Raw genomic sequence first — 26,471 nt, forward strand, 5'->3', positions numbered from 1 at the left:
GCTACCAATTGCCCAATTTTCCTGTCGTCGTGATTCAGCGAATCTATAATCGGCCGGCATGAAAGTCAGATTTACCTGCGATTGCGGCGCGCGTCTCGAGTGCGTCATTCGTTCGATCGGTAAGGAGAAATCTTGCCCGGCCTGCAATTCTCGGGTCACTGTCCCAAAGCCATCAGAGCGGGTAGTGAAGCAATCGATCGGTGATGTCGAACACGCTATTCCGGGACAATCAGAAAAGGCGTATGCCGAGCTCGTGGAACGCATCATTGAAGCGGCCGAACGTGCGATGTCGATTGCCGGTCAAGCAGGTCGCCCAGACGCTGCAGCAGAGTTCATCGACAACTCGATTCGAGTGCTTCGCAATGTTCAGGTGTTCTGGCCTGAAGATGGCCGTCAAAATTCTCGACAAGCGATCGGCCTTTTGTCTGTTGCGGCGGGAACTGACTTCGGCGGGATCGGTGTTCGAAAAGGCAAGCTAGCCTCATTTCGTCGATGGCAACAAAAGCAACGGACCGAAGTGGCGATGCGTCCCAATCAAGTTGTTGCTGACTCGATCGACTACCTTAAAACCTTCGCTTGAGTTGAGCTCGAATTCATTCAAACTCTCGTTTGGCGCGGCTCCGGTTCAACGTGATACTTGCCAATAGAAGGGAGTCATGCAAAAGGTGAGATCTCCGATGGTTTTCGTCGAATGGCACTGAATATTCTTCGGCAGGACACTACCCTGAAAGAGCCGGTTCGCGGTAAGAGACTCATGGCAGGCTGGGACGGAACTATCCTAGATAAGATTTACGCCGGTTTTCACGCTGCTTGATCGTACGATTGTCTTGACCGTCGCCGTCAACGCCGATCCGCCGGACCCCAAGGCCCGGACTGCATGCTCAGAATTTGCCCGGCAATTCACCGCCGCTGCCTTAGAGTTTGGGCTCAATCCTCGGCACGGTCCTGCATCCAAGTCACGATCAAAGCTGCTGCCTCTGGAATTAGGGCGAGGCAACGTGGTTGATCCAATAATCACCGACGGCAAGTGGGGGCTGAAGCACTGCAATCGCATTGATTCTTCCGATCGATAGAATTACTTCCAGTCATTCGGTACTTCAGCGAGATCGTTTGCGATGACTCGGAAGCCAGCGGCTGACTTTCGCACTAAACGGCGTCGTCGATGAGTCGCAATCCAGCACCCTCCGACTACAAGTACGAGCATTCCCGATGGTTCTGGAATCGCGGTTACTCCGTAGCTAAGACGAGGTAATAGCTGAGACTGTTGTGCGTCCGACCCCAAAAATTGTGCCCCCGCATTCGGTGTCGATTCAGATGCCGAAATTCCGATTCGTATCCGTTCGCCATTGTTGATCGCATTCAATAATTCAGATTGGTTGTCCCCACGGAACTTGAGTTCCACGTTCCAGGGCGTGTGGTTATTCAATCCGCTCGTAAACGAAACTTTCGCCAATGCATCGCTACTTGGGGAAAAGGCAGGATCGATTGCGTCAATCCCATTCTGGTCCAACTGAAAGCTCGGCGTACCGTCGAGGTTGAGCGAAGCGTCGGTAAGTTGGTCGCTCCGGTTCCTTAGCCAATAGAAATCGAACTCGCCGTCTTCGGTCCAGTACCGGTGTTCTTCGACCAATGACAGCGTCAACGTGTCGACATCGGACACCGGCGTTTGCGGTTGGCCGAACTGAAAATCAAAGACCGCGAATGCCTGTAACAATCCTCTTCTTGAATTCGATCCGCGTATCGACATAAAACGACGGAACGTATCCCCGAAGACACCCCCATGAATTCCGCTATTTCGATCTGTTCCAGAAGCGTTTGATAGCCTGACCTCCGTCGTTGCCAACGCAGTCACGGTCTCCGCCTTTGCTAAACCGGATGGCATCCAGGGAAGTGCCACCAGGATGAATGCGAGTCCAAATACGCCTGTCTTTGACAAGGCCAGATCAGACAAGACCTGAAGACCCCGATGAGGCGACCTTCTATCGATGGGGCGAGTGAAGGACCGCGAAAAGTTGGCTGGTGCAAGCAACAATAAGAGTACGCGTGAAATAACGCGACTCTTCTCTTGAGCTGCAGATGGGATCGTTACACTCAGTTGTGGCTTCATGAGAATGTTACCTTGTTCTCCGTCTCGACCAAATCTTTGGGTTTGACCGTTTAGCCAACGGGGTTCGCCTCGGGTGTTGCACCGAAGCCGCCGCTAACGCCAATCGGCTCATCCCAAATTCGATGGTGACGAAATACGAGTAGGTGGCAATGACACTAATTCAACGATGCGGATTAAGACACTCGGTCGACTGACAATCGGACTAGTTCAGAACCCTATTGGATACGACCGATCCGTGTGCTCTATGCCGCAACTCACACAATTGACATTTTTAGAAAGTCATCGGCACACCGAGGTTCCAAAAACGTCAAGACAGATGTTTGGGCGAATGTCGTTCGGTTCATTCCAATGAACCTTCCAATTCAAAATGATTCGGCTATCCACATTCGGGGTTATTCCACTAAGCCCCTGATCTCTTCACGGATCCTTCGAGTCAACCGACTCTTGGCGAGTAAAACGACATTCACAGTCACTCCCAACTGCGTCGCTACGGCGGAGGCGTCTTGTCCCTCGATCGCGTGTTTCTTAAATGCTTTCCAAGTGTTGGGTTTCACTTCGGACTTAACGATTGAAGCGGCATGAAAGAACACGGCCTGGTCATGCTGATGATCGAATTCGATTGATTCGAGGCTACTTGGATCGGCCAACTGTTCGATGTGTTCGTTCAGCCTATCGAACTGTCCGGCGGCAATCGGATTTCCTTTTGTTCTTCGCATCGCGTATCGCAGCTGATTAAGCACGATGGTGCGGAGGAAGGCACGGAACGATCCTTCCCGCCGTCGGTGGAAAGTTGGCATCTCTCGAATCAGTACACACAGGATTTCTTGAACGATGTCTTCGGATTGACTGACAAGAAGAGGGTAACTCGAAATCCGCTGATACATGAAAGGCCGATAGATTTCGATCAAACGCTGCCAATCGTCGTCCCTGCCATCATTTGCGATACGTTCTAACAGACTGACGGATGTTTCTTGCATAGGGAATCGCCTTAGTTGCCCGCCAAAGCCAACGCCATCGCTTTGGCGTATCGCTCTGCTGTTGAATCGTCGCCTAGTTCCAGAATCGAAAATTCACGAAAGAAATCAATCGCTGACTCGGCCTTCATCAGGATAATTCCACCGCGATCTACACGATCTCTCGAATCCGTAGCAGAGCAAACAAATCGACCGTCCAGGAAAACTTCAATGGATCTTCCGTACACGATGTATTCGACGACATGAAATTCATCGCGAGTCATACACTGTTCCGGAGCGACTTGGAAAAAGTTGAGCCGGTTCTCTGCGAAATATGGCACGCCTATGTTTCCATCGGGGTAACCGGGAAAGGGTTTGACCAAAATCCCCATCAACCCGAACGGAGCGACTTGATGCATCACTCCGGCGTGCGGCCGATGCCCTCCTAGCATCGCGCGCCATCCCACCTTATCCTCTCCGATCCGATTGGCTCGAAGCACAAAGTGTTGATTCCATAAGGAAGCGTTGTTCGAAGAATCAATCTTTATCTGCACACGCAGATGAAAGTTACGGAGATCCTTTCGTTTGGTACTTAAAAAGCTGCCTGAGTCTTGCCGTCCGCTGAACCGAACGGTGCCAGCATCCTGATCGATGGCATAATCGATGCCATTCGTTTCAAAATTCTCAAGCAAACGGTCCTCGCTGATCCCTCGCTCATCGATGAGCAAACGATTGAAGGTCGATAGCTCCGCAAACTCATTGAACAACTCCGGAAGCCTCGCAGATTCTTGGAGGTCAATTAAGTTTGCCGGACCGGCCCGCGACCGGCGTTGTTCCTTAATATCTACTTGCAGCGTTTCCTCAACGCCTCTGCGAATATTGATTCGAGTTTCCAGGAGCTTGGTGCCGGTTACGGTAACGGCGATCTCTCGTTCGCCTTGCTTGACAATGATCGTCCCGGTTGTTCCCGATCGGTCGACGGGGACCGTTTGACCGTCCACTTGCACGACGGCGTTCTTTGGCAGATCCGAAATCGTGATCCTGCCAGCGTTCCCGGCGAGGGTGAAATTCATGCCGAGTATCATGAGACCGCTGATCAACATCACCGCCAAAGCACCCGCTAGTCTTCGCCGTGCCGACGAATGATTCAAAAACGCCTTTGCGGATTCCGCAACTGCGTCTGCGACGGGAGGTTCTGTTTCGTTCCCAGACTCGATTCGGTTGTCATTGATTTTCGAATCAGGATCTTCTTGCGAAGAGTGTTTCTCCGTCGCGATGCCTCGTCGTGCGAATGGTTTGAGCGCTTCGGCGACTTGCGTCGGCGTGGCGTAGCGATCGCTCGGATCTTTGTGAAGCATTTTCTCCACCACATCGCTAAGGCCCTTGGGAACTTCGGGGCGAATGCGATCAATCGTTGGCGGAATCATTTGTGAATGGGCGAGAACAAGTTCCCCCGTGGAACCGGAAAACGGCGGATGCCCAACGATCATATGGTAGACGGTACATCCGAGCGAATAGATGTCGGATCGAATGTCCGCCGACGCGGCGTCTCGACACTGTTCCGGTGCGATGTATTCGAGCGTCCCCAACAAAACGCCATCGTCGGTCAACCCATCTACCGAATCTCCGGTGCTTTCGGCGTTCGATGTTGTTAACCTTGCGAGCCCGAAGTCGAGAATCTTAGCTTGGATTCTACCATTCTGTTTGCTGAGCATGATATTCGACGGTTTGATATCTCGATGAATCAAACCGTGCTGCATTGCATGTTGCAACCCAAGGCAAATCTTGATGGTGATAGCGCAAGCGACGTGAATTGGGAGCGGGCCGTTAGCAGCTATCACCTGGTGAAGATTCTTGCCAGGGACATATTCCATACACAACACGACTGTATCGCGAAGTTGCTTGACTGTGTAGCAACGGACGATTGATTCATGGTTGGTCGCTGCGATGCATTTGATCTCCTGCTCAAAACGTTTGCGAGCTTCGCGATTGACCACCAATCGTTCGTTAAGCACTTTGAGTACTTCCTCGCGTCCGGTCAGGATGTGTTGCGCCAAAAAAATCACTCCCATCCCGCCACGACCGATCTCCTTGATGATTTTAAAATCGGTAAGGCCTTTCAATTCGAGTTGAATTTTCGAATCAACCTCGATCGGGCCTCCGATCATTTCTGTCTCACCTAGGTTTTCCTCAGCGAGCTGGCTCGACAACGACTTCTCCGATGCCAACTTGCTGTGATCTCGCATTTTTGCGACGACCGAGTCAACCGAAATGGCGGCCACTTGTGCCGCCAGTTCAGGGTGCTCTTCGAGCAGGTCAAGCACGTGTTGCTCTTGCTCTTCGTCAAGTTGCCCTTTGGCGAATGCCCTTAGCGTCTCAAGCGAGACGCTGAGATCAGCGATTGCTTTAATTGCTTCGTTATTCATGGGACTAATTGGCATGACGAACGCCTCGAAATGGAACTCCGTTCGCCAATTTCCCAAAAATCCGATTACCCGAAACGTTGATGACTGCCGTCCCACCGTTTCGATTGGAAAACCGAAACACGCCCTCGGATTCTTCCTCCCACTTGGCCGGAAAACGACGGTCTTTGACGTAGGCGAAGCCGTCACCGCCACGATTGAATTCCCATACCAATCGTCGACCTCCCTTGATTACAACCGTCCACTTGCCGAGCAACAAATCTTTTGCCGTTGGATCTCCACTACCCGGATGGCTCTTCTGTTTACGTTCTTGCTCCGCTTCCTCGAGGCGTCTGATCCATACCGCAACGTCGTGCCCCGAATCGGCTGCTTGATTTAATTGGGTGCGTGCTACGCGGACGTTCGGATAACGATCAAATGCTAGGAAGATTCCAATCACAAATTCTGTGTCCGACCATTCGGCGATTTCCGACTCTGCGATCTGCAACCATGTCGCCGAGTCGAGGCGAGAAAGGGGGACGGTGAATTCCTCGTTTCTTTGGCGATTCCCGTTGTGATTCAAGACCAAGACAATGCCCGATTCATTGGTATCATATCGCTCGAAAAGATAGTCCTTCGAGAGGATCGTCAGAGGCGTTGATGGCGGAAGCTTCTTAACCGCGTATTTGACCGAATCGGAAAGGGACTTGATTCGTTCGATGGCGTCGAGATCCTGCTGAATTCGCTTCGTGTAGCGGAAGAATTCCGAATCGTCGAGTCGATTTTCCAACAAGTTTACTGCCAGAGAGTATTCACGTCTCTGCAACAGCGAGTACGTTTCGTGCCAAAGCTGTTGCATCTCGTCCTGCTCTTGCCCACTCGCAACGGTGCACAGCAGAATCGAGACAAGTGCACAAAGCCATCGGCGAAAACTCAAGTTGATACTCCTCACGAATCATAGACCTCGGTTTAAGATGCGTTTCGTGTCTGAGGTCGTCATCTTAAGGCGCGAACCACCCGAATGCTGTCACGCAAAATTGAAAAAAGCCAGAGATCGCTTCTGTGGGCGTTTCAAAGAGGGTGCGAGCTCCTGCGCAGTCGCTTTTTGGGGCGACTAGGGCTCGACAAAGCCTTGGAGTTTGGCCTTGAGAATTGACTCATCCAAGGAGGAAAAGACGGGTTTCAGCGGGTAGGGTAACTTCCACCGGAAACCACAAAAACATGGAAACGCTGCCGCCGTCGGAAGCTACCTCGCAGCTCTTCGAGACGGTCCCAGCGGACCAGACGCCAGTTCGATCCACCAGCGAACTGTTGGTTTTCAGGTTTATATCTCCGCCGCGCGATACCTGTGGAAAGAATGTTATCTTCAAGGAGTGAACGGTGGCAATCGAAAATCGAGAGGCTGTTAGGTGAAGTCGCGTCCGGCTTGAAGCAAGGTCATGGGAGCGGTTCGACGTACCGAGTAGGCGGGCCATGCGGCGGTTAAGATTCCCAACAGCCCCACCAACATGACTCCGCCAATGATCGGCGTCCACGGTATCACCATCGGAGGATGGAGACCGCCGAAGAAACTCACATACTGTGCCAAGCCGGCGCCGCACCAACCGCTCAATATTCCAAATCCGACACTTAGCAATCCCGCGACGATGGCGATCATCAAGCCTTCCGCCAGGATGGCGCGCGCGAGTTCACCGCTTGTGAATCCGATGCTACGCAGCACACCGAATTCCCATCGACGGGCACGTACTGACGCGATAATCACATTTAAGACTCCGATGCATGCGATCAAGAGTGTTACGAGCGGTAGGACGCTGATCATCCACAGCCAACGGCGGGCACCATTGAGTAACGTCGAGCGGATGCTGGCGATCGATACAATTCGTGCGCTCACCTCGTCAGGTTCACTCCCTTTCCCATGGATCGACTCGACTAGTTCAGTCGTCGCCGTTTCGATCGATTCGACATCAGCATTATCGCCAGCGTAGGCGAACCAAACGTGAGATGCGAAGGGAAGATCGAAATCGGTCGCGACAGAGTCGTAGTCCGCGAACACGAGCGCGGCGGCGCGGTGAGTACGTGGTCGCAATCCTGTCAACTTTGTCTGCCAATGCCAACCTTGTAGTTCGACCGAGCCAACGATCGTGTATTGGACCGTCTTGCCAGCGTCGCGTGGCGGATTGACATCGATCGTGTCCCCGAGCCTTAGACCGGTTTCGGCAAGAAAGTGATCGGGAACGACACACGCATGACCTTGTCGCATATTTGTGACTGCCTCGACTGGATTACCTTCGACCCAGTTGAGTTCGAGCAAAGGTTTGTCGCCGGCGAAGGCGCCATCGGGATCCAGCCCAACGATGACCACATTGTCTTGACGAATCACCGAAGCACGTTTGGCACTCCCGGTCAAATCATCGGCAAGTCTGGGTTGCTCCACGACGAGCGGCAAGCATCGTTTTTCGTCGACATCGGGTAACTCAGCAATCTTATGAACTTGATCGAGTGGCAAACCGGGTTTAATCACCGCGATCGCATCGGGGGCCCAAGCTCCTGGTACGAAGGCTTCCAACATGGTGAAGCCCCAAACCTGAATGCCAACGAAGAGGCCTAGTCCGAACGCCATCGAGATCGCGGCGCCGACGGTGCGCCAAATGTTGTTCGTCACCTGACTGGCCAACAATTTTGGATCGAGCCTAAATGTGCGAGCGAGAAGCGGCCCAATGAAATGATCGACCGACACGACGATCGATGGGGCGAGGACAACGAATCCGATGGCGGTGCAAGCGAACGTTGCGACCATTGCAAACCAAACTCCGCTTTCGCTCGGCGGAAACACAAACGTCAACAACGGACCGATTGCTAACAAGATCAAACCGGCGAACAGGCTTGGCCGCATGACCTTGTTCGCTTCGGTCAAAGACTGCTTGGGTGCCATCGCGTCAATCGGTTTGACTCGCGTTGCCTGATACGCGGGGACCAGTGACGCGAACAACGCCCCGCCGATGGCAGCTAGCGTCGACAAGATCAAGCTGCTCGGACCGAGTGTCACGCCGTGGTAGAGTAGAGCCCCGAAGAGAACTTCGATGAGCTTTAGCAAACCCCAGCCCAAGGTGATTCCGGTGATTAAACCCAATGCACCTAGGACCAACCCTTCGATCACGATCAACATGGCAACTTGACCACGCGTCAGAACGACCGCTCGAAGGATTGCGTACTGGCGGATTCTTTCGGTGACTCCCATGCTGAGCGAACAGAAAATCACCAGCATTGCGACGAGCATTGCTACCCCGGTTGCGGCATACGACTGCAGCTTTACGTTTTGGGCCGCCGAAGCTTGATCGAGCGCCTCTTCGATTTCGAAAGCCTGTTGAAACTGTAACGGTACCGAGTAACTGCTTAGCCGCGGCGACCAACCGAATCGAAACTTATTGATATCTGCGTTTGGATTGACGGAGATGCCTAGCAAGCTAATTCGAAATGGTTGGCCGGTGATACGTTCGGCAATCGATGCGGGAAAAAATGCTTGCCCTGAACTGGGCGTCAAAATGGGGATACCGCGCGAGCCAAGACCGTGCAGCGTGGGTGCGTTGACAATGCCGCCGATCTTTACGGCAATCGTCGACTCGCCCGCTTGATTTGGTCGAGGTAATTCAAGCGTCAGGCCGTCGCCGAGTTTTAACCCTCTTCGTTCTGCGACATCGGCGCGGATCACAATTTGAGGAGTGGCATCGTCAGTGTACTCGGCATGATCGGCCAACCATGTACCACTCGCCATCTCGAAAGGAGGCTCGGGGGCGTCAGTGGCTAAACACATCAGCGAAGGCAGGGGGCTGTTTGATCCCGATCCGGAACCGCCTTGTCGCGTGCCTCCATCGCTCGGCAGTGGTTGGCCTTGGAACTCCACCACAGCGATTCGTCCGGCCCACATGGGATCGACGGCTTTCACCGCAGGATCTGCCCGGAGTGCATCGACGGAATCTTGGGGAACAAAATCGGTTGGCTCGCGACTGATCGGTGCAATCGCCAATTCGTATCTGCCGAGGGCTAGATTGGCGTACTCGTCGTAGGTTTTGTGCAGAGCTTCGTAGCTGCTCGTGACCCAGATCACCATTCCGACGGCCGCCGCCGTGGCAACGATTGTCAGCGCGGTCCGAGATCGACGTTCACGTAGGAAAGAAATGGCAAGCGAAGATGTCTTGTTCATCCGATTACCCCCGCACCGAGAGCTTCTTGGTACTCTCTGGCGACGGTCTGCGGATCGCGCCGGCCGTCGGTTGTTAGTTCGGTTAAGTTTGTGCCATCTTTCAGTACGCAGATTCGGTCGGCCCACATCGCAACGTGCGCCTCATGGGTGACCATGACGATCGAACGGCCTTGGTCGTCCACCAAAGAACGCAGCAATTCACAGATTTGTGTTCCAGAGACGGAGTCAAGGCTACCGGTCGGCTCATCGGCCAACAGAATGGCTGGATCGCAGACGAGTGCCCGCGCGATTGCGATTCGTTGTTGTTCACCGCCGGAGAGTGCCCCGGGCTTGTGATGCCGACGGGCCGTCATTCCCAATTGCTCCAGCAGTTTCTCCACGACCGCATCAAGTCGCTCATGCATACTTTTGGGAGCGGGCAGACGGATGTTGGCTTCTGCTGTTAGGCTCGGGATCAAGTTGTAAGCTTGAAAGACGATTCCAAGATTGTCTCGACGAAAACGGGTCAGAGGCCCGTCACTCAATTCCGCAAGGTTTTGTCCGGCGAGGATGACCTTCCCTGCGTCCAATTCAATTAAGCCTGCCATCGCATGTAGCAGTGTGCTCTTTCCGGAGCCACTCGCCCCCATAATCGCGACGAGTTCCCCCTGTCGCACGCGCAGATTGACATCGTCGAGTGCGTTAACTTCCGCGGCACCTTGTCGATAGACCTTCGACACATGTTCGACGACTAATGGATCTCCGATCGCGTGTTCGTTCATCTTCACTCGTTACTCTTAATGGAAAAGAAAAACGGTACGGTCACTGATGATGAGCGTCTAGTGCCGGCGATATTTTGATCGGTAGCGGTGGAAAGTTCGTCGCGTCGGGCGGTCGGATAACGCATCAGTCAGCGGTAATTGATTGTGATGAAACCGTGGCGATCGCCATGCGTCAGAGCCCGGAATTGACTTCGATAAGTGCTTGGATAGTCTGCCGAAAGCGTCGGTGGTTTCTGATACTCACTGGCAATGTGTTAGGTAGGGTTGAAGTCCCTTTCGGAGGACACAGATTTGGGGGGGAGAGTCGCCGCTTGATCGAATTATCCGTCTACTGGTGCGCCGGATCGATGTCATTTAGTCTGGGGACGAAAATGGGCGCCCGTTGTCCTCGCTGGAATTGTTGAGGATCACTCGTTTGAACGCGACGCCTCGTTGTATTCTCTCCGCCATGAGCACATTTCTTGGTCGTCTCTAAAACCCCGTTCGAGCCACCGCCAATGCACGCGAACGAAGCATTAATGACGTTTGCCATTGCAGCAGCCATCGGTGTTTTGCTGTTTTCGCTGGCGCATCATTTGAAAACGTCAGCCATCGTCATGTTGTTGGGGGGCGGGATCCTAGCTGGTCCGAACGGCCTCGGAATTGTTCAGCCGGATACGTTAGGAGAGGCTTTGCCGACGATAATCGCGCTGTCAGTGGCGATCATCCTATTCGAAGGAGGCCTGACACTTGATATCAATGAGTATCGAAAAGCAAGCCGCGAGATCATCCAATTCTTGACGGTCGGTGTGCTCGTGACGTGGCTCGGGACAGCCACCGCGATCAAGCTGATCTTTTCTTTCGACTGGTCGTTTTGCCTTTTGGCCGCAAGTTTGGTCATCGTGACCGGGCCGACCGTGATCGGCCCGTTGCTTCATCGCATCCGTGCCCGTCCTAAAGTGCAAACCATATTGCACTGGGAAGGAGTCTTGATCGACCCCATCGGTGTCTTCATTGCGCTGCTTTGTTTTGAGTATTACGTCAGTTCGAACGCGGCGGATTCTTGGGCGATCCAAGCGTTTATGCTGCGTTTCGTGGTGGGGAGTTTGATTGGATTGACGTTCGGCTTTTTTCTTGACTTTGTACTTCGTCGATCCTGGGTCGATGATCGTCAGATCAATATTTTTGTGTTGGCGATGGCGATGTTAAATTTTGCCGTCGCGGACATGCTGATTTCCGAAAGCGGATTGTTAAGCGTCACGGTCGGGGGGCTTGTACTCGGCATTCGCAGCACGCCACAGCTTCGCGAGATTGTGACTTACAAATCAGAGCTGAAAGACTTTTTGATCGGTCTGCTCTTCATTTTGCTCGCCGCAAACCTCGACCTATCCGCGTTTTTTGATGCCGGTTGGCGGCTCGTCATCGTGGTGGCAGTCATCATGCTGGTGGTTCGGCCGGTCAACGTCATGTTGTCGACACTTGGAACACGCCTAAGTTTCAATGAGAAGCTATTCCTGAGTTGGATCTCGCCGCGCGGTATTGTTGCCGCATCGATGGCGTCTGTTTTCGCACTGTCTTTAAAAGAGATTGGTGCGAGCGAATCGCGATTCGTTGAGACGTTTACGTTCTCGGTAATCGCAGGGACCGTCGTGATCCAGGGTTTTTCGGCGAGTTTCGTCGGCAAGCTATTAGGCGTCGTACGCCCAGATCCGAATGGTTGGATTATCGTCGGTGCCCACGCAATCGGTCGTCAAGTATCGCAGTTCTTGGTCCGACATCATCAACAAGTTGTCTTGATCGACACCAACGCATTGGAAGTGCGGGCGGCGGAGCGCGAAGGACTGACCGCGTTGAACGAGGACGCGATGTCCCTGAACCCGGACGCCCACCCGGCACTTTATGGCTGCGGAAATCTAATCGCTTTCACCGCCAACCCCGACCTTAACCGAATGTTGTGTCGACGGTGGTCGGAGATCTTGGAAGGGAAGTCAATTTTGAGATGGGAGCGATCGGGATACCAGACCGACGAAAACCAACACCTGCTCAATGGCGATCGAATTTGGGAAGATTTCCCGCTTGATCGTTGGATGCGTCCCTACAGCGAGCCGGCACCGGTACGAAGTCAGCCTAGTGGAGAGAATCCACCGCCAAGCATAGAGAGTGTCTTGATGATCGCCCGGAACAAGGCCGCGATCGTGACGGCACCGGCCGATATCCGTGATGACGATGTTGAATGGATGATTTTCGATCGTCAAAAGAGTCAGCAAAGTAATCGCCTACCACTGGAGCCGGAGAACGTCCTCTTCTCCGAATGCGATGATCTGAAGACACTGTACCTCGAAATGCTGCAGCATCTTGAGAATCAGCTACCGGAATTGGATTCGGCGTCTATGCTCGAATCGATGTGGGAACGCGAAGAGGACTACACCAGCTTGTTGGGCAACGGGATCGCATTGCCGCACGCTTGGTCTGCCGATATCCAGGAAACGAAACTAGTCATCGCAAGACCGGTGCGTGAAGTTCAGTGCCCATTGACGAATCGTTCAATTGATATCGTCTTTATGTTGCTCAGCCCCGAAGGTAGTGCCGACGAACACCTCGCGCATCTATCGTATATTGCGAGATTAATTGGCTCGCAAAGCCAGCGGGAGCAGATCCTTCAGGCCACCGATGCCGCAGATCTTTATCAGCGAATCACGATGAAGTAGCGAAGAGACTTTTGTGGTTGTATGACCAAGCGGATTCATCGTTCGAAGCCCTCCGCTGTCGCTGCAACTCATTCCATGTTCATCGTGGAGGCCACGACGGGAATTTGGGAGCGAATGCGATTAAAAGTTGCATCTGTGATGGCGGCGTGTTATTCTCGCAACGGATATGCATGTGCAGATGGGGTGGTGTCAGTAGTTTGACGTGTGTTAGCCGATGATTCCGTTAAACGGCCTAAGAGGAGACGTTGCGTTGTCGCCAGGGACCTCGATCGAATCGCCGAATGGTAAACGTGTCCATGAAAATCGGTGGCGACATCTGCGGCATGGGTTAACGCTGATTGAATTACTGACTGTCATCGCCGTTCTCAGTGTCTTAGGTGCACTGCTTTTGCCTGCCGTATCGGAGGCCCGTGAAGCGGCACGACGGATGCAATGTTCCGGAAAAATGAGGCAAATGGGAGTCGCGCTGCACGCTTACCATGGTGCTCATTCGCGATTTCCGCCCGGTCACCTCGCAGATTTGAAATCTGGCGGCGATGGCCGAAGTTGGGGATGGGGGACGCTTCTGCTGCCGTTTATTGAACAGCGTTCACTTGCCGATCAGCTTCGTTCGGTAAACCGGTCGTTCGATGAAGTTGCATCGGACGAATCTCGTTCGGCGCTTCTACAGACGAACATCGATCTCTATCAATGCCCGTCGGACACCGGAGATAGTCTTTCACATCCCTACCGTTCGATCCTGGTTCCGATCACGGTGATGCCCGAATCGAGTTCGTTTGCCGATGGACCGTCGAGTTTGACGACGCCCGATCATGCGGTGAAGCCCCCTCCGCCGCCGCCTCCTCCTCCGGAGCCGCCACCAGTCGAGCCGCAAATCATCTACGTTGCTATCCGACTTGGGAAATCCAACTATGTCGGATCGATTGGCAGCCGATGGAAAACGGAACGAAGCGATTGGGACTTAAATGATTTTCGCGGCAATGGGGTATTCGGAAGAAACTCGGACCTGACCATCGCCGAGATTTTCGACGGCATGAGCAACACGCTAGCGATCGGTGAACGATGCATGCGCAACTATTCGGCGGTGTGGGCGGGTAGTAATTCGTGGCAGGGCTGCGGGTTCGTCGACAATCAAATGATGTTAGGCACGGCGTTCTATCCCATAAATGATTCCCCGGTTCGCCAAAACATCGATTGTGATGGTCAGGGTTCCGCGAATTTCAGTAGCTACCATGGCGGCGGAGCGAATTTCTTGCTGGCCGATGGTGCGGTTCGTTATCTGACCGAACATATCGACATCCGCGTTTTTCAAAATCTTGCACAGCGTGACGACGGAGAAAAGGTTGGTGACTTCTAAGCATCAGTCCGCTCGGTGGGCTTTGATTGTGACGAGCTTGCTTCTGTTTGTGATCTATGGCTGCGCCCAGGACCCCGATCCGAAAACGCTCACGACGATGAAGCCGCACGGCCATCATGGCGGACACGCGGCGGCGGTCGCCGGAGACTCCGATATTGAATTGGAGTTGACGCTGGACGAAGAAGGCAGGCGGATGGTGATCTATGTTCAGGAGTCGGGTGAGCATCAGCCGTATCCGCTACCGGTTGATCAACTGAACGGCAAGTTTGAAAGCCGCGGGGATGTCTTCGAGGTGAGCTTCCAATCCGATCCACGGTCCGACGAATCACGAGCGCTTTCGTCTCGGTATGCGTTAAGCCTAGACAAGCTACCACAGCAACTTGTCGCCACGAATCACTTCGTCTTGAAGCTTTCCTATTCGGTGGAAGGAAACACCTTTAGTGCAGCGATTCCCCATAGCAACGATCACACCCACGAGTATCACCACGATTAGCCATATCGATAGCTGTTCAGCCGCGGAGTGATGCTAAGGGGCAGATAGAAACGGCAGACAGAAAATTTCGGTATAGCCTGCTACTCGAAGGCCGTTGAACGAATCGCCGTCGTTTTGATGATCGGACTGACGGTAGTTTCAGGAAAGGAAGACCCACGCCCCGGTACCGTGAAGATACATCGGGGCGCGGCTGGTAGCCTCTGCATTTACTTAGGCGGAGGCTTGACATTGCTTGACCATGTGTCAGCAGACGACTGAACTGTTTACTTCGTAGCTACCTTTCGGCGACGACGTACGAAAGCCAGCAGTCCGCCAGATGCAAGAAATGTACATGCGGCCGGTTCTGGAACAGCTTGGAAATCAACGAAAAAACGACCCGAATTGCCGTAGGTACCGCTCAAATCAGCGAGCATAAATTCCGCGGTAAAGACGTCACCAACGTTGGCCGTGTCATCGACCCAGAAAGTCGGTGTGACGGAGAACATTTCATCACCGTCACCCAAGTGGAAATCGCCGCCAGGGGCAACCGCAGAGACGGGAGTGTTACCAAAGGCGATATTCAAGCCGGGGGTGGCATTGAGCAACACCATGTGGATGTGGGCTAGATCGAAATCCGTGTTCCAACGGCCACCCGAGCTATTGTAGATCACGTCATCGACGCCGCTAAGCGAATGAACATTTTGGATGTTCAAGTTGCCGTATTCCAAGTCCTGGGGCAGCGAACTTGAAAGACCTGAGCGGTAGGTCCCTGCGAAATCGCCCGACCCGGGTTGAAGCGAAATCGGATTCAGGCCCGTGTAGCTTTCGGGCAGACGGTTATTGGAACTCGTATCGCTCGCGACCGGGGACGAAGCCGGTCCGGTGTACGAGTGCGTGCCGATCCCATGAAAGTGATTTCCGTGATGGAATAGAAGCGTCAACCGCCCTTCGTTCGTGTTGTATTCCCCGGAGTATGTACCGTACGTGACGGTATCTGCGTCATCAACACCGACATAGTAGGTGCCGAGTTGAGAGGCATGAGCGGTGGTGCCGATCGCGGCAACGACCAGCAAACCCAATAAACGATTAACCAACGACATCAATTTTTTCCTCGCGTCTTTTAGCTAGACAAATAGGGAACTTAGTGGGGCAGATCGTCGAGCCACACGGGGACGAAATGCTTTCCGAGTGAACCGTCATAAACGTTACAGTCCACAAGAGAGAATGTATTGCGAATGCAGTAGGGTTGCAAGTAGAGGGGCTGGGTGAGTGGCCCGCCGTCTGGATGAGGAGCCAAGCGGTCGCGTCGTCGAACGCCGATGTCGCTACCCGTCGCGAAGGGAAGTGATCGTGACCTAGCGACCGCGATATTGACTTGGCGAAAGCTGCATGATCTTTCGAAAGCTTCGGCTGAAATACGCGTGATCGTAGAAGCCACCCGCGTGGGCAACTTCGGAAACCGTCATGTCGGTTTCTAGAAGAATCTTCGCGGCCTGTTCCACGCGAATTCGTACGAGGTACTGTCGGGGAGAGGCGCCGAATGCGCGGCGAAACCGGCGTTCGTAATGTCCGACCGAAAGGCCCGCCATCTCGGCCAACTCTTCGGTGGAAAGACATTCTGCGAAGTTTTCGTGAAGATGGGTGATCACTTTGGCAAAGGCATCCATCGTTTCGCCGAGACCGCGAAAGACGCAGCCAACTCTGACGAAAATCCATAGCAACCGTTGTGTGAGCTTCTGACCGATCGCAAGGCCGCTCCAAATCAAGCGTAGAAGTCCCGGCACACGCCCGTTCTGCATTCAAAGTAATACCGACAGGAACCAGAATGTCGTGCGACGATCCTTCGGTGTCTTGCAGCGTTCCCCCAATGTTTGGCGTGACACTAAGCAGTTGAACACGAATGATTCGGCTTAGGTCAATTCACTCTCACGTTGCCTGTCCTTCTGCATGATGATTGATGGGCCAAGAAAATGCGGACCGGTTTTGGATGGGGGGCGGCTGCTGATCCCAACGTTTCTTCGCATCTCAGTCAGAGCACGGAAAACCGTTGGAAAGCTGAATCGTTCGCAATTCATACTCCGCCGAGAACGTCCTCGGCGGTGCAATCAAACGTTACCGTTTCCGTAGAATGTCCCGGACGCTATTAGCCAAGCTGAAGGAACATCGCAACAGGTGGTCGTTCGGACGTGTTTTTCGGTTTGGGCGTTTGCTTGATCGGATAGGTTTCATGTTGGGCAGCAGCGAAGGTCCGTCGTACTTCGGTCCGAAGTGCGATAGCTCGACGGGATACGGATTCAAGTTGCGAGAGCGCTTCACTGACAAGATTCGAACCGAGACGGTCGATTGCTTGGTGGATCGTCTGGACTCGGTCGAGTTCGCGTGTCAGTTCTGCTAAGCCCGCGGGAGGTTTGATTTGAAGGTTCAGCTTTTTCAATAACGGTTGCAGTGCCTTATCAGCTAGCGCCTCAAACGGCTTTAGTACAACGCCGACAATTTGACCGGGCTTTTCCAAAATCTCCCGGATCGTAAAACGTAGGTACTTTTTCGAGAACGGCAGCTTGATCTTCAGTTCCTTCCCCAGGGTGTTGTCTAGCTTCCCAACTGTCGCTTCGGCGGGCACGATTTTCTTTTCGAAGCCCGCCAGCGAATGGCCTACCGATTGATAGGCGGTGAACATTCGGCCGAGTCGATTTACCTGACGAAGGATTGAGACGGTATTCTCAGTTGCCGTATGCAATACCCGGTTTGCTGACCGAAGCATCGGATTTATCTCGCCGACACATCGATCAACTTTGGAGGAGACGCTCGGGAGACGGCTTGCTTGTATTGATAGTGACGCTAGTTCACTTCGCCATACTGCAACGCCGTTTCGATACCCGGCGAGTTTTTGACGCCCGCCCATCACGGTTTGCTCGATCGAAACCAGGCGTTGCTTTAGAGGCTTCAAAACATTGCGTTCGCAGTGATCAGATTTCTTTCGCAGCTCATGAAGTTGCTCATGGATCCGCTGGAGATTCCTGCTTAGGTTTCTTGCAAACGTTCGCACTTTGGGAATTGATTGGTAGGGCTTCAGTTGATCGATCAGCTTTTCAACACGCCGGTCAAGTGAGCGGATCATTCCGGACACACGGATTGCCGTGTCCACGCGCCCGCGAGCATCTCGAACGTTGGACTGCAACTCACTTAGTTGAGATTCGAGCGATCGCAGGTCCGTTTGCATCCGTCCTAGTTCCGAATCGACTTGCCGGGTCAGAGTCATTTGGGGAGGAATCTTCGACGCTGTCGAAACAGATGCGACAAGGGCGAACATCAAAAGAATGCTGAAGCGTTTCATGGCTGGGGTACTCGGTGGCTGAACTGTCAGTGACTTGACAAATCAGTGATTTGACGAGTCCGCGGAGGAGATTCGCTCTCACCCGTCCCTGCGGAATTCAATTCCGAGTGCCTTAAAGAAAACCGAATGGTTTTTGCGTTTGCTTGCCGACAGCAAATTTTTCAGTGCTTGTACTAGCCGTTCACTGCGTCACGGCAACACCGGCTTGCTTGAGAAACCAGCGGGCATGTCCCAGCCGTGAAAGGGCCTCATCGCCCGCTTCGCTCCAAAGATCGCGTTCTTTTTTGAAGTACCACGGGGTTGCGGGGCCCTGGTATCCGTACCGCACCAGAATCTCGTACGCCTTGATGGCGTTGCCTCGGCGGCGTTCGAAACGAACACGAGTCAGTACAAACCGCCAATCGTTGATCGGTACCAGTTGGCAAAGTGTCTGATACGCATTGTTGTATGCCGTGTTCTGGATGTCCCAGTCCTCGATCGGCTGATCTTTTATCACGTCAGGAAGTTCTCGGTATCCGATTGCTCGCACCCTGCGATACGCCGCATCAGCAAGCCATGCATAGAGGATTTGTTCCCGCCTCGCGTTGAGCGGCGGTGGTGAGTCCGCAATCGTCATCTTGATCAATCCGTCGATTGACATTGCGCCGGAATCGACTTGCTGTTCGGCCAGTGCTGCGATGCACCGTTTCATCACTTGCTCAGTCGCAGCGATCACTTTATTGAGATGTCGCTTGCGGACGCGTGGATGATCAATCGTGACAAGATGGTTTCTCCATTCGATGATCGATCCTCGGTCTGGCGTGGGCGTTGTGGAATCCTCAACCAGTTGCTCCGGATCAATTCCCAGTGCGATGCGCTGTTCAATAGCAGCCGTCATCGGATCGCGATCGTAGTCGGTAAGCCAACGGTCAGTGTGGTCTGATGAAACTGCTTCTTTTTCGCCGGCGATGTCGGCAAACAATGGAATCTGCGGATCCAAGACCTGCTCATTTTTATCGACCGTCGCAACCATGATCCAGTCCGTACACGGTGTTGCTTGGAGCGTCGTGTTAAGCGTAACGGGGTGTGGACTTCGCCAACCGGCATTAGAGAACGTCCAAATCTTGACCGCCTGGTGAGCGATCTCGTCGTCTTTGCTGTCGCAACCAAAGCTCAGTCTCACGCGATGCTGCGGAGAGTGATCGGGCAGACGGAACCAGAGATGAATCGCGTCTCGGGGTGTGATGGCAGCGGCGCGAACTGTTTCGGGAAGCTCCGTGAAAGAACACGGGGAAAGCATGATCCGCTCAAAAGACTGGTCATTGAACTCCTGGGGCGCAGACTCAAAAGGTGCGATCGGGATAGGAGTTTGATTTGGATGAATCGACGTCCAGTCGTTTGTGACGATGTAGCATTCGTCATCAGTCAACTGCAAATCACAGTTCCAGTCGGCGGCAACATGGAGCCGCTGCATTCTATCCAAAAATGCAACGACATCACTCGGCAGGCGTGAGGCGTCGATCGATTGCATTTCTCGTAGCTTCGGGATGACCGGCGATAGCGTTCGCAGTGTCTTGTCGCGTTCCTCCATGAATGGACGATTGGGGCCAGTGGCGATGCCACGCATCAAGCTTGTGATGCGATTTTGATGCCACCGGTTAGGTAGAGTTACATCGCGACCACTCGCACCACGAATCTGACGATTGGACGAAAGATCGGGTGCCGGAGATGGCATCAAACGCACGACGGTTGCATCGCTCGGATGAGCGATCGCAGAACTGATCTTCACTGCCTCGATTGATTCGTCGCCGGAATCCGCCCGCAAAAAAACAATGTCGATCGGTTCGCTTGCCCGCAGATCCGGGAGCAAGAAAAAGACGAGTCCGATGGTAGCGATCACGGTTTGAGCGATCGTTTTCCGATCGAGGAGAGCGTCTTTTAGGTCTGTCGTTTGTTTGCCGATTCGGTCGATGAAAATCAACTGACGCATTCGTTCTTGGGCATGTTGCGTAGGAAAATGGTTTTGAACAAACCATTGTATCCGCAACACGTCAAGCCACGAGGATACCGCGATTGTTCCCCGGCAGAGCTGAATCACGCCTCGTACTGCCTCTGACCAAATCTTCGGATTCGGCTCATCAGCTGACGAGCATCCGCCCCGGTTATTGCACCGAAACCGTGGCTAACGCCATGCGGCTGACGCTAAAAACAAAGGTTGACGAAGCATTAGTTTGAAAAGGAATTCTGAGATGGCGTGCCGGTGAGGCCAACTCGACTGGCCAGAATTCTGTTTTCCAGGCTTTCCTTGACGATGCCAAGTACGCCGGTACGAATCATTGCCTTGGTGATTTCCAGCCCCTGCGCGACACCTGTATCCATCGGTAGACCAACGTGATTCGCAAAGTCTGCGAGACAATCGGAAACGATTCTCTGTCCGTCGTATCGGGCGATTAAATTGCGTACGTACTTATCGATGCCGATCGAAACAGGAATGCCGCAATCGACGTGTAGCGTCATCGTTTCAGATTCCCAACGAATGCCATTATAAATCGAGTCTTCGACAATTCGAATTCCGCGGGTGACCGCCAAGCGGCTGTTCAGGATGTCTTGATCCGCATATCTACCGTACAGTAGATCTCGATTATCCAGACCGCGAACAATTGCGTCACCGATCTGGCTACGGATCGGTTTAGTCAACTGAGATACATCAAACCAATTGTCACCATCTCGTCGACGTAGAAAAATGAATCCGCCATGAATCGCATTCACCTTCTGTTTGGAAAAATACTGTTCCCAATTGGCGATCATATCCGGCAGTTGATCTGCGTCGGTATCGGATTGGCGAAGCGTGTTTGCCGCGTACGTTGACGGTAGCTGACGATTGGCGGTTAGCACCCAAACGTCGCAACCACGACCCTCAAACCATGTTTGTAGACGCTGTTGCCAGTCAACGCCGTCGATTTCCACCCATTCGCATACGGCTTGAAAAATGCCACCATGCTGAAGGTAATCGGGAGCTTGCCGAAACATCTGCTCGACAAAGCCGTCAAGTTCATAGGGTGCGAACCGATAGGTCGTCACAGCTTCAGGAGAGATAATAAAAGGCGGGTTGCTAAGGATTAGATCAAACTTCTTTCCTTTCACCGCGGAGAAGACATCGCCCGTGACCGTGGTGAAGTCTTGGCACTCGTTTAACGCGGCGTTGAATCGGGCAAACGCGGCGGCACGAGGGTTCAGGTCGCTCGTAATGACCGACTCGGCATGCCGACTAGCTAAAACACCGTGCAGAGAGAATCCGCAACAGAGATCCAACATGCGCCTCGTTGGCTGTCGAACCGCGACCGATGCGAGATGCAGCGCCGCATCGCAAACGGTGGGCACGTAGTCTTTGTGAGAGTGATCACGTAAAACCTGTAAGTCTGACGCTAGCCAGACGTCTTCGACTGGGACGAGCAATACCTTGGGGGTCAGCGATTGGTAGCGTTCGGCAATGACACCTGATCGAAGGAAGCAATCGATCAAGCCCTTGGGAAGTACTTTGCGAGCTGCGACGACATCAATTTCGCGTCCGAGAAAGAATAGTTGTGCGAGGCAATCGAATGCGCTATCCGAATCTTGAAAAGCTTCCACGACACCGCCAGGCGTCAGTTCGGCCGGCGGCGGAACGAGTAATCCCGATCGCTCTCGAAGCCGACTTTCCGTGTATTCGGCATCACGAAATGTGTCACGAACCAGCTTGGCATCTTCAGAAGACAGCGGTTTTAGTGTCGACGTGTTGAGCATCAAGAGTTTGGGAGTGTGGGGGCACGTAGGAGTGAAGTGACTTGAACGTGAGCCGGGAATGTAGAGAAAGTGAGAACCGGATTGTCAGCGGTTGTGACTTGACGTGAGGCGTCGTGATCGTTTGCTAAGCGGGTTTGATCGCCGCGACGAGGTAACCGACGACCGGGACTTTTCCCTCGTTGCGAACATGGGCGTCGCGAATTTCTTGGACGATGAATCCTGAGTCGTTCAGCCACTGGGTCACGATCTCTTTGTCGTGCTGGTAGCGGCCACTAAGTCCGAGTCGAAATCCGGTTGAAGATCGTTCCGATTGAGCGTCATCCATTTTTTCGAGACTGAAAATCAATCCTCCGCCTGGACGAAGCACCAGCGCGGCGGCTTCAATCGTAGATCTTAGATCGCCAATGTAGATAAACGTGTCGGCCGAAAACGCGAGATCGAAACTACGATCACAATACGTCAGGTACTCGGTCAATTCGCCATGAACGAGGTCGTCATAACCGCCGCGTTTTTCTGCCTTGGCGAGCATCTCTTTCGACAAGTCGACTCCGACCAAGTCATTGGCCAGTCCACGTAGGTGTTCGGCGCACAATCCGGTTCCACAGCCTAGGTCGACAATGTCAATCGTTTCTTGTTCGTGTGCGGCTAGGAAATCTGCTGCCATCTTTCCTAGTAGCTCCGGAACTTTGTATTTCAAGTCCGCGAGTACCATATCGAATGAAGCGGCAAAGTCATCGAAGGTTTCTTGGACGAACTCCATCGAAACACGCTCGGGGGCTTCGTCTAAGTCACCACAAACGACAAGGTAATGTTTCGCGATTGGATCGTCGGGGGTGATTTCCAAGCACTGGCGATAGACTGTTGCCGCGTCGTCCATCCGGTCGAGTGATCGCAACGCCATCCCAAGGTGATGTAGGATTGACGTTCTCTCTGGTGCAAGTTCACTTGCTTTGCGGAATGCCTCGATCGCGTCCTCTGATCGACCAACTTTATGCAGGGCATCGCCAAGCGAGTCCCAGCCGTCGGCGTTGTCGACTTCTAGCTCGGTCACCTTTCGATAGGCATCTTGGGCTTCAAGAAGGCGATTGGCACGGCATAGCACGTGACCAAGGTTCAAATAGGCTTGTGTGTAATCCGGACGAAGGTGGACAGCGTTCTCGTATGCCTTAATGGCGTCGTCGTACCGATCCAACTCGACCAGCATGTTTCCCAAGTTATTGAATGTCACCGGTTGTTCGGGGTACTTGGACAACGCAAGTTCTGTCCGTTGGACGGCCAACGACAAATCGCCCAGCTGGGCCGCGATCACCCCCATCAATTGAAGAGCGTCGGCATGGTCGGGATCCAACTGCAAGACGGCTTGGTAAAACGCCTCTGCCTCGGTCAGTTCACCAGCGCGATGAAGCTCGATCGCCTTGTTCAGGTTTTCTTTGATCGTCAATTCGGCTTCGTCGCTGCTCATCGTTTTCTCCCTCGTCGTCACGGACTGTTTTCCGGAGCGGCCCCATCGGACAAACGGACCGGCTAGAATCGATAAATCGACCTTTACCGTTGTAGGCTTCAATGCCAGCGATTCTTTCAATGCAGAAAGCAGAGAACTTGACGCCTGCCGGACACAAGACGGGTAGAGTAAGAAGTTCAGTGAAAATGCGCTGTGTGCGGCGGAGTCAAAGACAGCGATGAAGATTTGACCGATGCACGCAAGAAAACATCAAAGATGACGAGGTGATCGGTGGCAATTCAGTTGGAGGCGATCTTCACGGCAGGTGGCCGACCACTGATCGATGTGCTGACGCACTGCGTCTACTCGATCAACGCCGATGCATTGTTTCTTTACCTCGTTCGCGAGTACCGATTTAAACCGCAAGCGAAAGCGGCTATTGCTTTACACGACGTGTTTTGTAACCCGCAATCACCTGCATGTATTTCGCAGTCGACAATGATCATCCCTAAGGATTGGCGTCTGGCGCACTCGATCGAACCGTTTCGTCAGGCAATCGAAGCCGTTAAATCGGTCGATCAGTCGGCGAGCGACGATTCGAGGTCAGGTTCCGAGTCGGAAACGGAAGACCATTCATCTGGCGACGACAACACCCCGTCAGATGGTTGTGTTGCGATCGATATACCACCACGACATCTGTTTGACCACGTTGTCGATGCGATTCGACGTGGCCCATCTCCGGCGATTGCGTCTCTTCAACAGTCGTACGACCCCGGGAAAACGCCGACTGGAAACTTACCTGGCGGCGAACTAAGTGCCGTCCAGCGCGCTTTCGTCGATTACCAATGGTTACCGTCGGTGCGTCCGTTTTTGGTCGCCGCCGGATTTTGGCGGATCGCAACGATCGGCTAACCGAACTTATCGGTGCAACGAACTGTGATGAGGCGTTAAGCGATATTAATGACGGCTTTGATCACGCCGGTTTCTGGCTTGGTGTAGGATTCGAATTCACTCAACACGCCTTCCATGTCGGTCCGGTGAGTGATCCACGGATCGGTGTTAATCATGCCCATTTCGATCAAGCCAATGATCCGAGTGAAATCGCCAGGGAGTGCGTTTCGTGACGCGACGATCGATGCTTCGGGTTTGTGCATCGCTGGGTGCCGAAAGTTGACTTCGTCGGTTGTAATTCCGACGTAAACCAAACTTCCCGTGGGAGAAAGGTAATTCAATGCACCAGACATCGAATGGCGGTTTCCGGTCGCATCGACAATCGATTGGTAGAAATCGCCGCCGGTGATCTGTCGCATTGATTCAAGTTCTGAACCGTCACCGACAAAACGGACAGTGTTTTCGATCCCGTAGTGATTCCGCACAAAGTCCAGACGATCTTGGTTCATATCCATCACGCTGATCCGGGCGCCGGTCAGCTTGGCAAATTCGAGCGTCGCCAGTCCGATCGGCCCCATCCCGATAATCAACGCATGATCAGCCGGTCGGGGATTCGCTCGGTCATTGGCGTGACAACCGATTGCAAGCGTTTCGACGAGTGCCAATTGGTCGTAGGATAGTTTCGCCGAGGGGTGCAGTTTGTCGGCACGAATCAAGAATGATTCGCACAAGCCACCGTCGCACATCACACCGATCACTTGAAGGTTTTGGCAACAGTTGGTCGCGCCGCGCCGGCAGGCATAACATTCCCCGCAATTCATGTAGGGCTCGATGCTGCAACGATCACCTGCGGAAACATTCGAAACGCCTTCGCCAACGGCAACGACTTCGACGCCAAGTTCATGTCCCGGTATTCGAGGAAAGTCAAAGAACGGAAATTTTCCTAAGTAGCAACTGATGTCCGTCCCGCAGACTCCCATTCGGTGTGTCTTGACCAAAGCTTGTCCAGGCCCGGGGGCTGCCGGTGCGTCGATCTCGATTGGCTTTAACGTCTTCACATCGCTGATTTGAATGGCTCGCACGATTAGTTTTGCTCCAATCGATAGTATTTGATCGCGTTGGTCGATAACAGTTGCTCTTGTTCACTCTCTGTCAATTCGGCGGCAAGCTCGCGTACAGTTTTTAACCACTGTTGATATCCCGTTCTCAGCAAGCAAACCGGCCAATCGCTTCCAAACATCAACCGTTTCGGCGTGAATGCTTCCAGAGCGGTATCCCAGTAGGGGCGAATGGTGTCGATCGACCACTCCGAGTCACGAACCTCCGTTGCAACGCCAGAGAATTTGCAGACGACGTTTTCACTTTCGGCCAGCTTTAGAAGATCGTTCTTCCACTGCATGTGAAAATCAGCTGCGCGGATCGTTGGTTTGGCGATATGATCGAGGACCATAGGAATGTTTGGATGAGAACGGACAAATTTTACCGACGGTTCGAGATGCTTTGCAAAGATCAAGACGTCGTAAACTAGGTCGCGTCCTTCGAGCTGGGCGATGCCACGATTGAAGGCTTTACCGAGAATGAACTGGTCATCGAACTCATCTTGGACGACGTGTCGCAAACCCCTCAGCGCTTTGTTTGCGGCGAAGCGATCGAGTTGAGAAGCGACTTCGGGAGAGCGGAAATCGACCCATCCGACGACGCCACGAATCAGAGAGACGTGTTCGGCCAAGTCCAGCAGACTCTGGGTTTCATTCAGTGATTGGCGGGCTTGAACGGTGACGAATCCATCAATCTCGTTCTCTTTCGCGAGCAATTGAAGCTGCTCGGACCAGAAATCTTGCTTTAGCACAGACATCTGATTACTGATCCAGGGATACTCCTCTGAGGAGTATTGCCAAAGGTGGTGATGGGAATCGATCAACATTTCCGGGTGACTCGACGCAACGTGCAGGCTAATACCAACCAATAGTTTCGCGGAACAGTAAACGTGAAGTTCGTGTGTTCGACAAGGCGTCACCTTCGCTCTGGTTCTGCTTCTGCCGTGTTTTGTGTGCAATCAGAAGTAAACGCATAACCCGCATGGGCAGCAAACCCATACGCATT

At 53.2% G+C, this 26,471-nt stretch carries 19 protein-coding genes; 5 read left to right on the top strand and 14 right to left on the bottom strand.

Annotation, left to right across the window (positions count from 1 at the left end):
- The first annotated feature begins 184 nt into the window (after window positions 1-184).
- Window positions 185-580, top strand: a complete 396-nt coding sequence (locus FYC48_RS10305) for a hypothetical protein (RefSeq protein ID WP_149496627.1) — start codon at window positions 185-187, stop codon at window positions 578-580.
- Window positions 581-1,075: 495 nt separating this feature from the next.
- Here the strand turns inward: FYC48_RS10305 and FYC48_RS10310 are convergent, their stop codons facing one another.
- The 6 genes from FYC48_RS10310 to FYC48_RS10335 form a co-directional block, all read right to left on the bottom strand.
- Window positions 1,076-1,936 carry a hypothetical protein gene (locus FYC48_RS10310; protein WP_149496628.1) on the bottom strand — a complete coding sequence of 287 codons (861 nt, stop codon included), beginning with the start codon at window positions 1,934-1,936 and terminating at the stop codon, window positions 1,076-1,078.
- Between the two features lie 563 nt (window positions 1,937-2,499).
- On the bottom strand, window positions 2,500-3,084 hold the full coding sequence (locus tag FYC48_RS10315; protein WP_149496629.1) for an RNA polymerase sigma factor: 585 nt from the start codon (window positions 3,082-3,084) through the stop codon (window positions 2,500-2,502).
- Between the two features lie 11 nt (window positions 3,085-3,095).
- Window positions 3,096-5,501, bottom strand: a complete 2,406-nt coding sequence (locus FYC48_RS10320) for a serine/threonine protein kinase (RefSeq protein WP_149496630.1) — start codon at window positions 5,499-5,501, stop codon at window positions 3,096-3,098.
- Window positions 5,491-6,399 carry a hypothetical protein gene (locus tag FYC48_RS10325; protein ID WP_149496631.1) on the bottom strand — a complete coding sequence of 303 codons (909 nt, stop codon included), beginning with the start codon at window positions 6,397-6,399 and terminating at the stop codon, window positions 5,491-5,493. Before FYC48_RS10325 ends, FYC48_RS10320 begins: the two co-directional genes overlap by 11 nt.
- Before the next feature lie 468 nt (window positions 6,400-6,867).
- Entirely contained in the window at window positions 6,868-9,663 is a 2,796-nt protein-coding gene (locus FYC48_RS10330; protein ID WP_149496632.1) for an ABC transporter permease, read from the bottom strand.
- The gene (locus FYC48_RS10335; protein ID WP_149496633.1) at window positions 9,660-10,424 is read right to left on the bottom strand and encodes an ABC transporter ATP-binding protein; all 765 of its coding nucleotides are present in this window, start codon (window positions 10,422-10,424) and stop codon (window positions 9,660-9,662) included. The genes FYC48_RS10330 and FYC48_RS10335 overlap by 4 nt, the downstream gene beginning before the upstream one ends.
- 518 nt (window positions 10,425-10,942) lie before the next feature.
- On the opposite strand from FYC48_RS10335, the gene FYC48_RS10340 reads away from it, so the two are divergent.
- The 3 genes from FYC48_RS10340 to FYC48_RS10350 all read left to right on the top strand — a co-directional run bounded on the left by FYC48_RS10340 (window position 10,943) and on the right by FYC48_RS10350 (window position 14,961).
- Window positions 10,943-13,111, top strand: a complete 2,169-nt coding sequence (locus FYC48_RS10340; protein WP_160149442.1) for a cation:proton antiporter domain-containing protein — start codon at window positions 10,943-10,945, stop codon at window positions 13,109-13,111.
- A gap of 250 nt (window positions 13,112-13,361) precedes the next feature.
- Window positions 13,362-14,468 (top strand): DUF1559 domain-containing protein, encoded by a 1,107-nt coding sequence (locus FYC48_RS10345; protein ID WP_160149443.1) that lies wholly within the window; start codon window positions 13,362-13,364, stop codon window positions 14,466-14,468.
- The gene (locus FYC48_RS10350; protein ID WP_149496636.1) at window positions 14,458-14,961 is read left to right on the top strand and encodes a hypothetical protein; all 504 of its coding nucleotides are present in this window, start codon (window positions 14,458-14,460) and stop codon (window positions 14,959-14,961) included. Before FYC48_RS10345 ends, FYC48_RS10350 begins: the two co-directional genes overlap by 11 nt.
- A gap of 263 nt (window positions 14,962-15,224) precedes the next feature.
- Here the strand turns inward: FYC48_RS10350 and FYC48_RS10355 are convergent, their stop codons facing one another.
- The 6 genes from FYC48_RS10355 to FYC48_RS10380 all read right to left on the bottom strand — a co-directional run bounded on the left by FYC48_RS10355 (window position 15,225) and on the right by FYC48_RS10380 (window position 23,498).
- A complete protein-coding gene (locus FYC48_RS10355; RefSeq protein ID WP_149496637.1) occupies window positions 15,225-16,040 on the bottom strand; it encodes an all3515 family Zur-repressed PEP-CTERM protein in 816 nt (271 codons plus the stop codon).
- 255 nt (window positions 16,041-16,295) lie between these two features.
- Window positions 16,296-16,607, bottom strand: a complete 312-nt coding sequence (locus FYC48_RS10360) for a helix-turn-helix domain-containing protein (protein ID WP_235034192.1) — start codon at window positions 16,605-16,607, stop codon at window positions 16,296-16,298.
- A 476-nt stretch (window positions 16,608-17,083) separates the two neighbouring features.
- On the bottom strand, window positions 17,084-18,274 hold the full coding sequence (locus FYC48_RS10365) for a hypothetical protein (protein WP_149496639.1): 1,191 nt from the start codon (window positions 18,272-18,274) through the stop codon (window positions 17,084-17,086).
- A gap of 181 nt (window positions 18,275-18,455) precedes the next feature.
- On the bottom strand, window positions 18,456-20,243 hold the full coding sequence (locus tag FYC48_RS10370) for a hypothetical protein (protein WP_149496640.1): 1,788 nt from the start codon (window positions 20,241-20,243) through the stop codon (window positions 18,456-18,458).
- 236 nt (window positions 20,244-20,479) lie between these two features.
- Window positions 20,480-22,036: a methyltransferase gene (locus tag FYC48_RS10375; protein WP_149496641.1), complete on the bottom strand. Its 1,557-nt coding sequence runs from the start codon at window positions 22,034-22,036 to the stop codon at window positions 20,480-20,482.
- Window positions 22,037-22,160: 124 nt separating this feature from the next.
- Window positions 22,161-23,498, bottom strand: a complete 1,338-nt coding sequence (locus FYC48_RS10380; protein ID WP_149496642.1) for a tetratricopeptide repeat protein — start codon at window positions 23,496-23,498, stop codon at window positions 22,161-22,163.
- Between the two features lie 270 nt (window positions 23,499-23,768).
- Here FYC48_RS10380 and FYC48_RS10385 point away from each other — a divergent pair, with 270 nt between their 5' ends.
- Complete coding sequence (locus FYC48_RS10385) at window positions 23,769-24,389, top strand: hypothetical protein (protein WP_149496643.1); 621 nt, start codon at window positions 23,769-23,771, stop codon at window positions 24,387-24,389.
- Between the two features lie 35 nt (window positions 24,390-24,424).
- On the opposite strand, the gene FYC48_RS10390 is transcribed toward FYC48_RS10385, so the two are convergent.
- Both FYC48_RS10390 and FYC48_RS10395 read right to left on the bottom strand, forming a co-directional pair.
- Window positions 24,425-25,450 carry a zinc-binding alcohol dehydrogenase family protein gene (locus tag FYC48_RS10390; protein ID WP_149496644.1) on the bottom strand — a complete coding sequence of 342 codons (1,026 nt, stop codon included), beginning with the start codon at window positions 25,448-25,450 and terminating at the stop codon, window positions 24,425-24,427.
- A 2-nt stretch (window positions 25,451-25,452) separates the two neighbouring features.
- Complete coding sequence (locus FYC48_RS10395; protein WP_149496645.1) at window positions 25,453-26,292, bottom strand: amidohydrolase family protein; 840 nt, start codon at window positions 26,290-26,292, stop codon at window positions 25,453-25,455.
- Window positions 26,293-26,471 lie beyond the last annotated feature (179 nt).

This window comes from Roseiconus lacunae (assembly GCF_008312935.1).
GTDB classification, from domain to species: domain Bacteria; phylum Planctomycetota; class Planctomycetia; order Pirellulales; family Pirellulaceae; genus Stieleria; species Stieleria lacunae.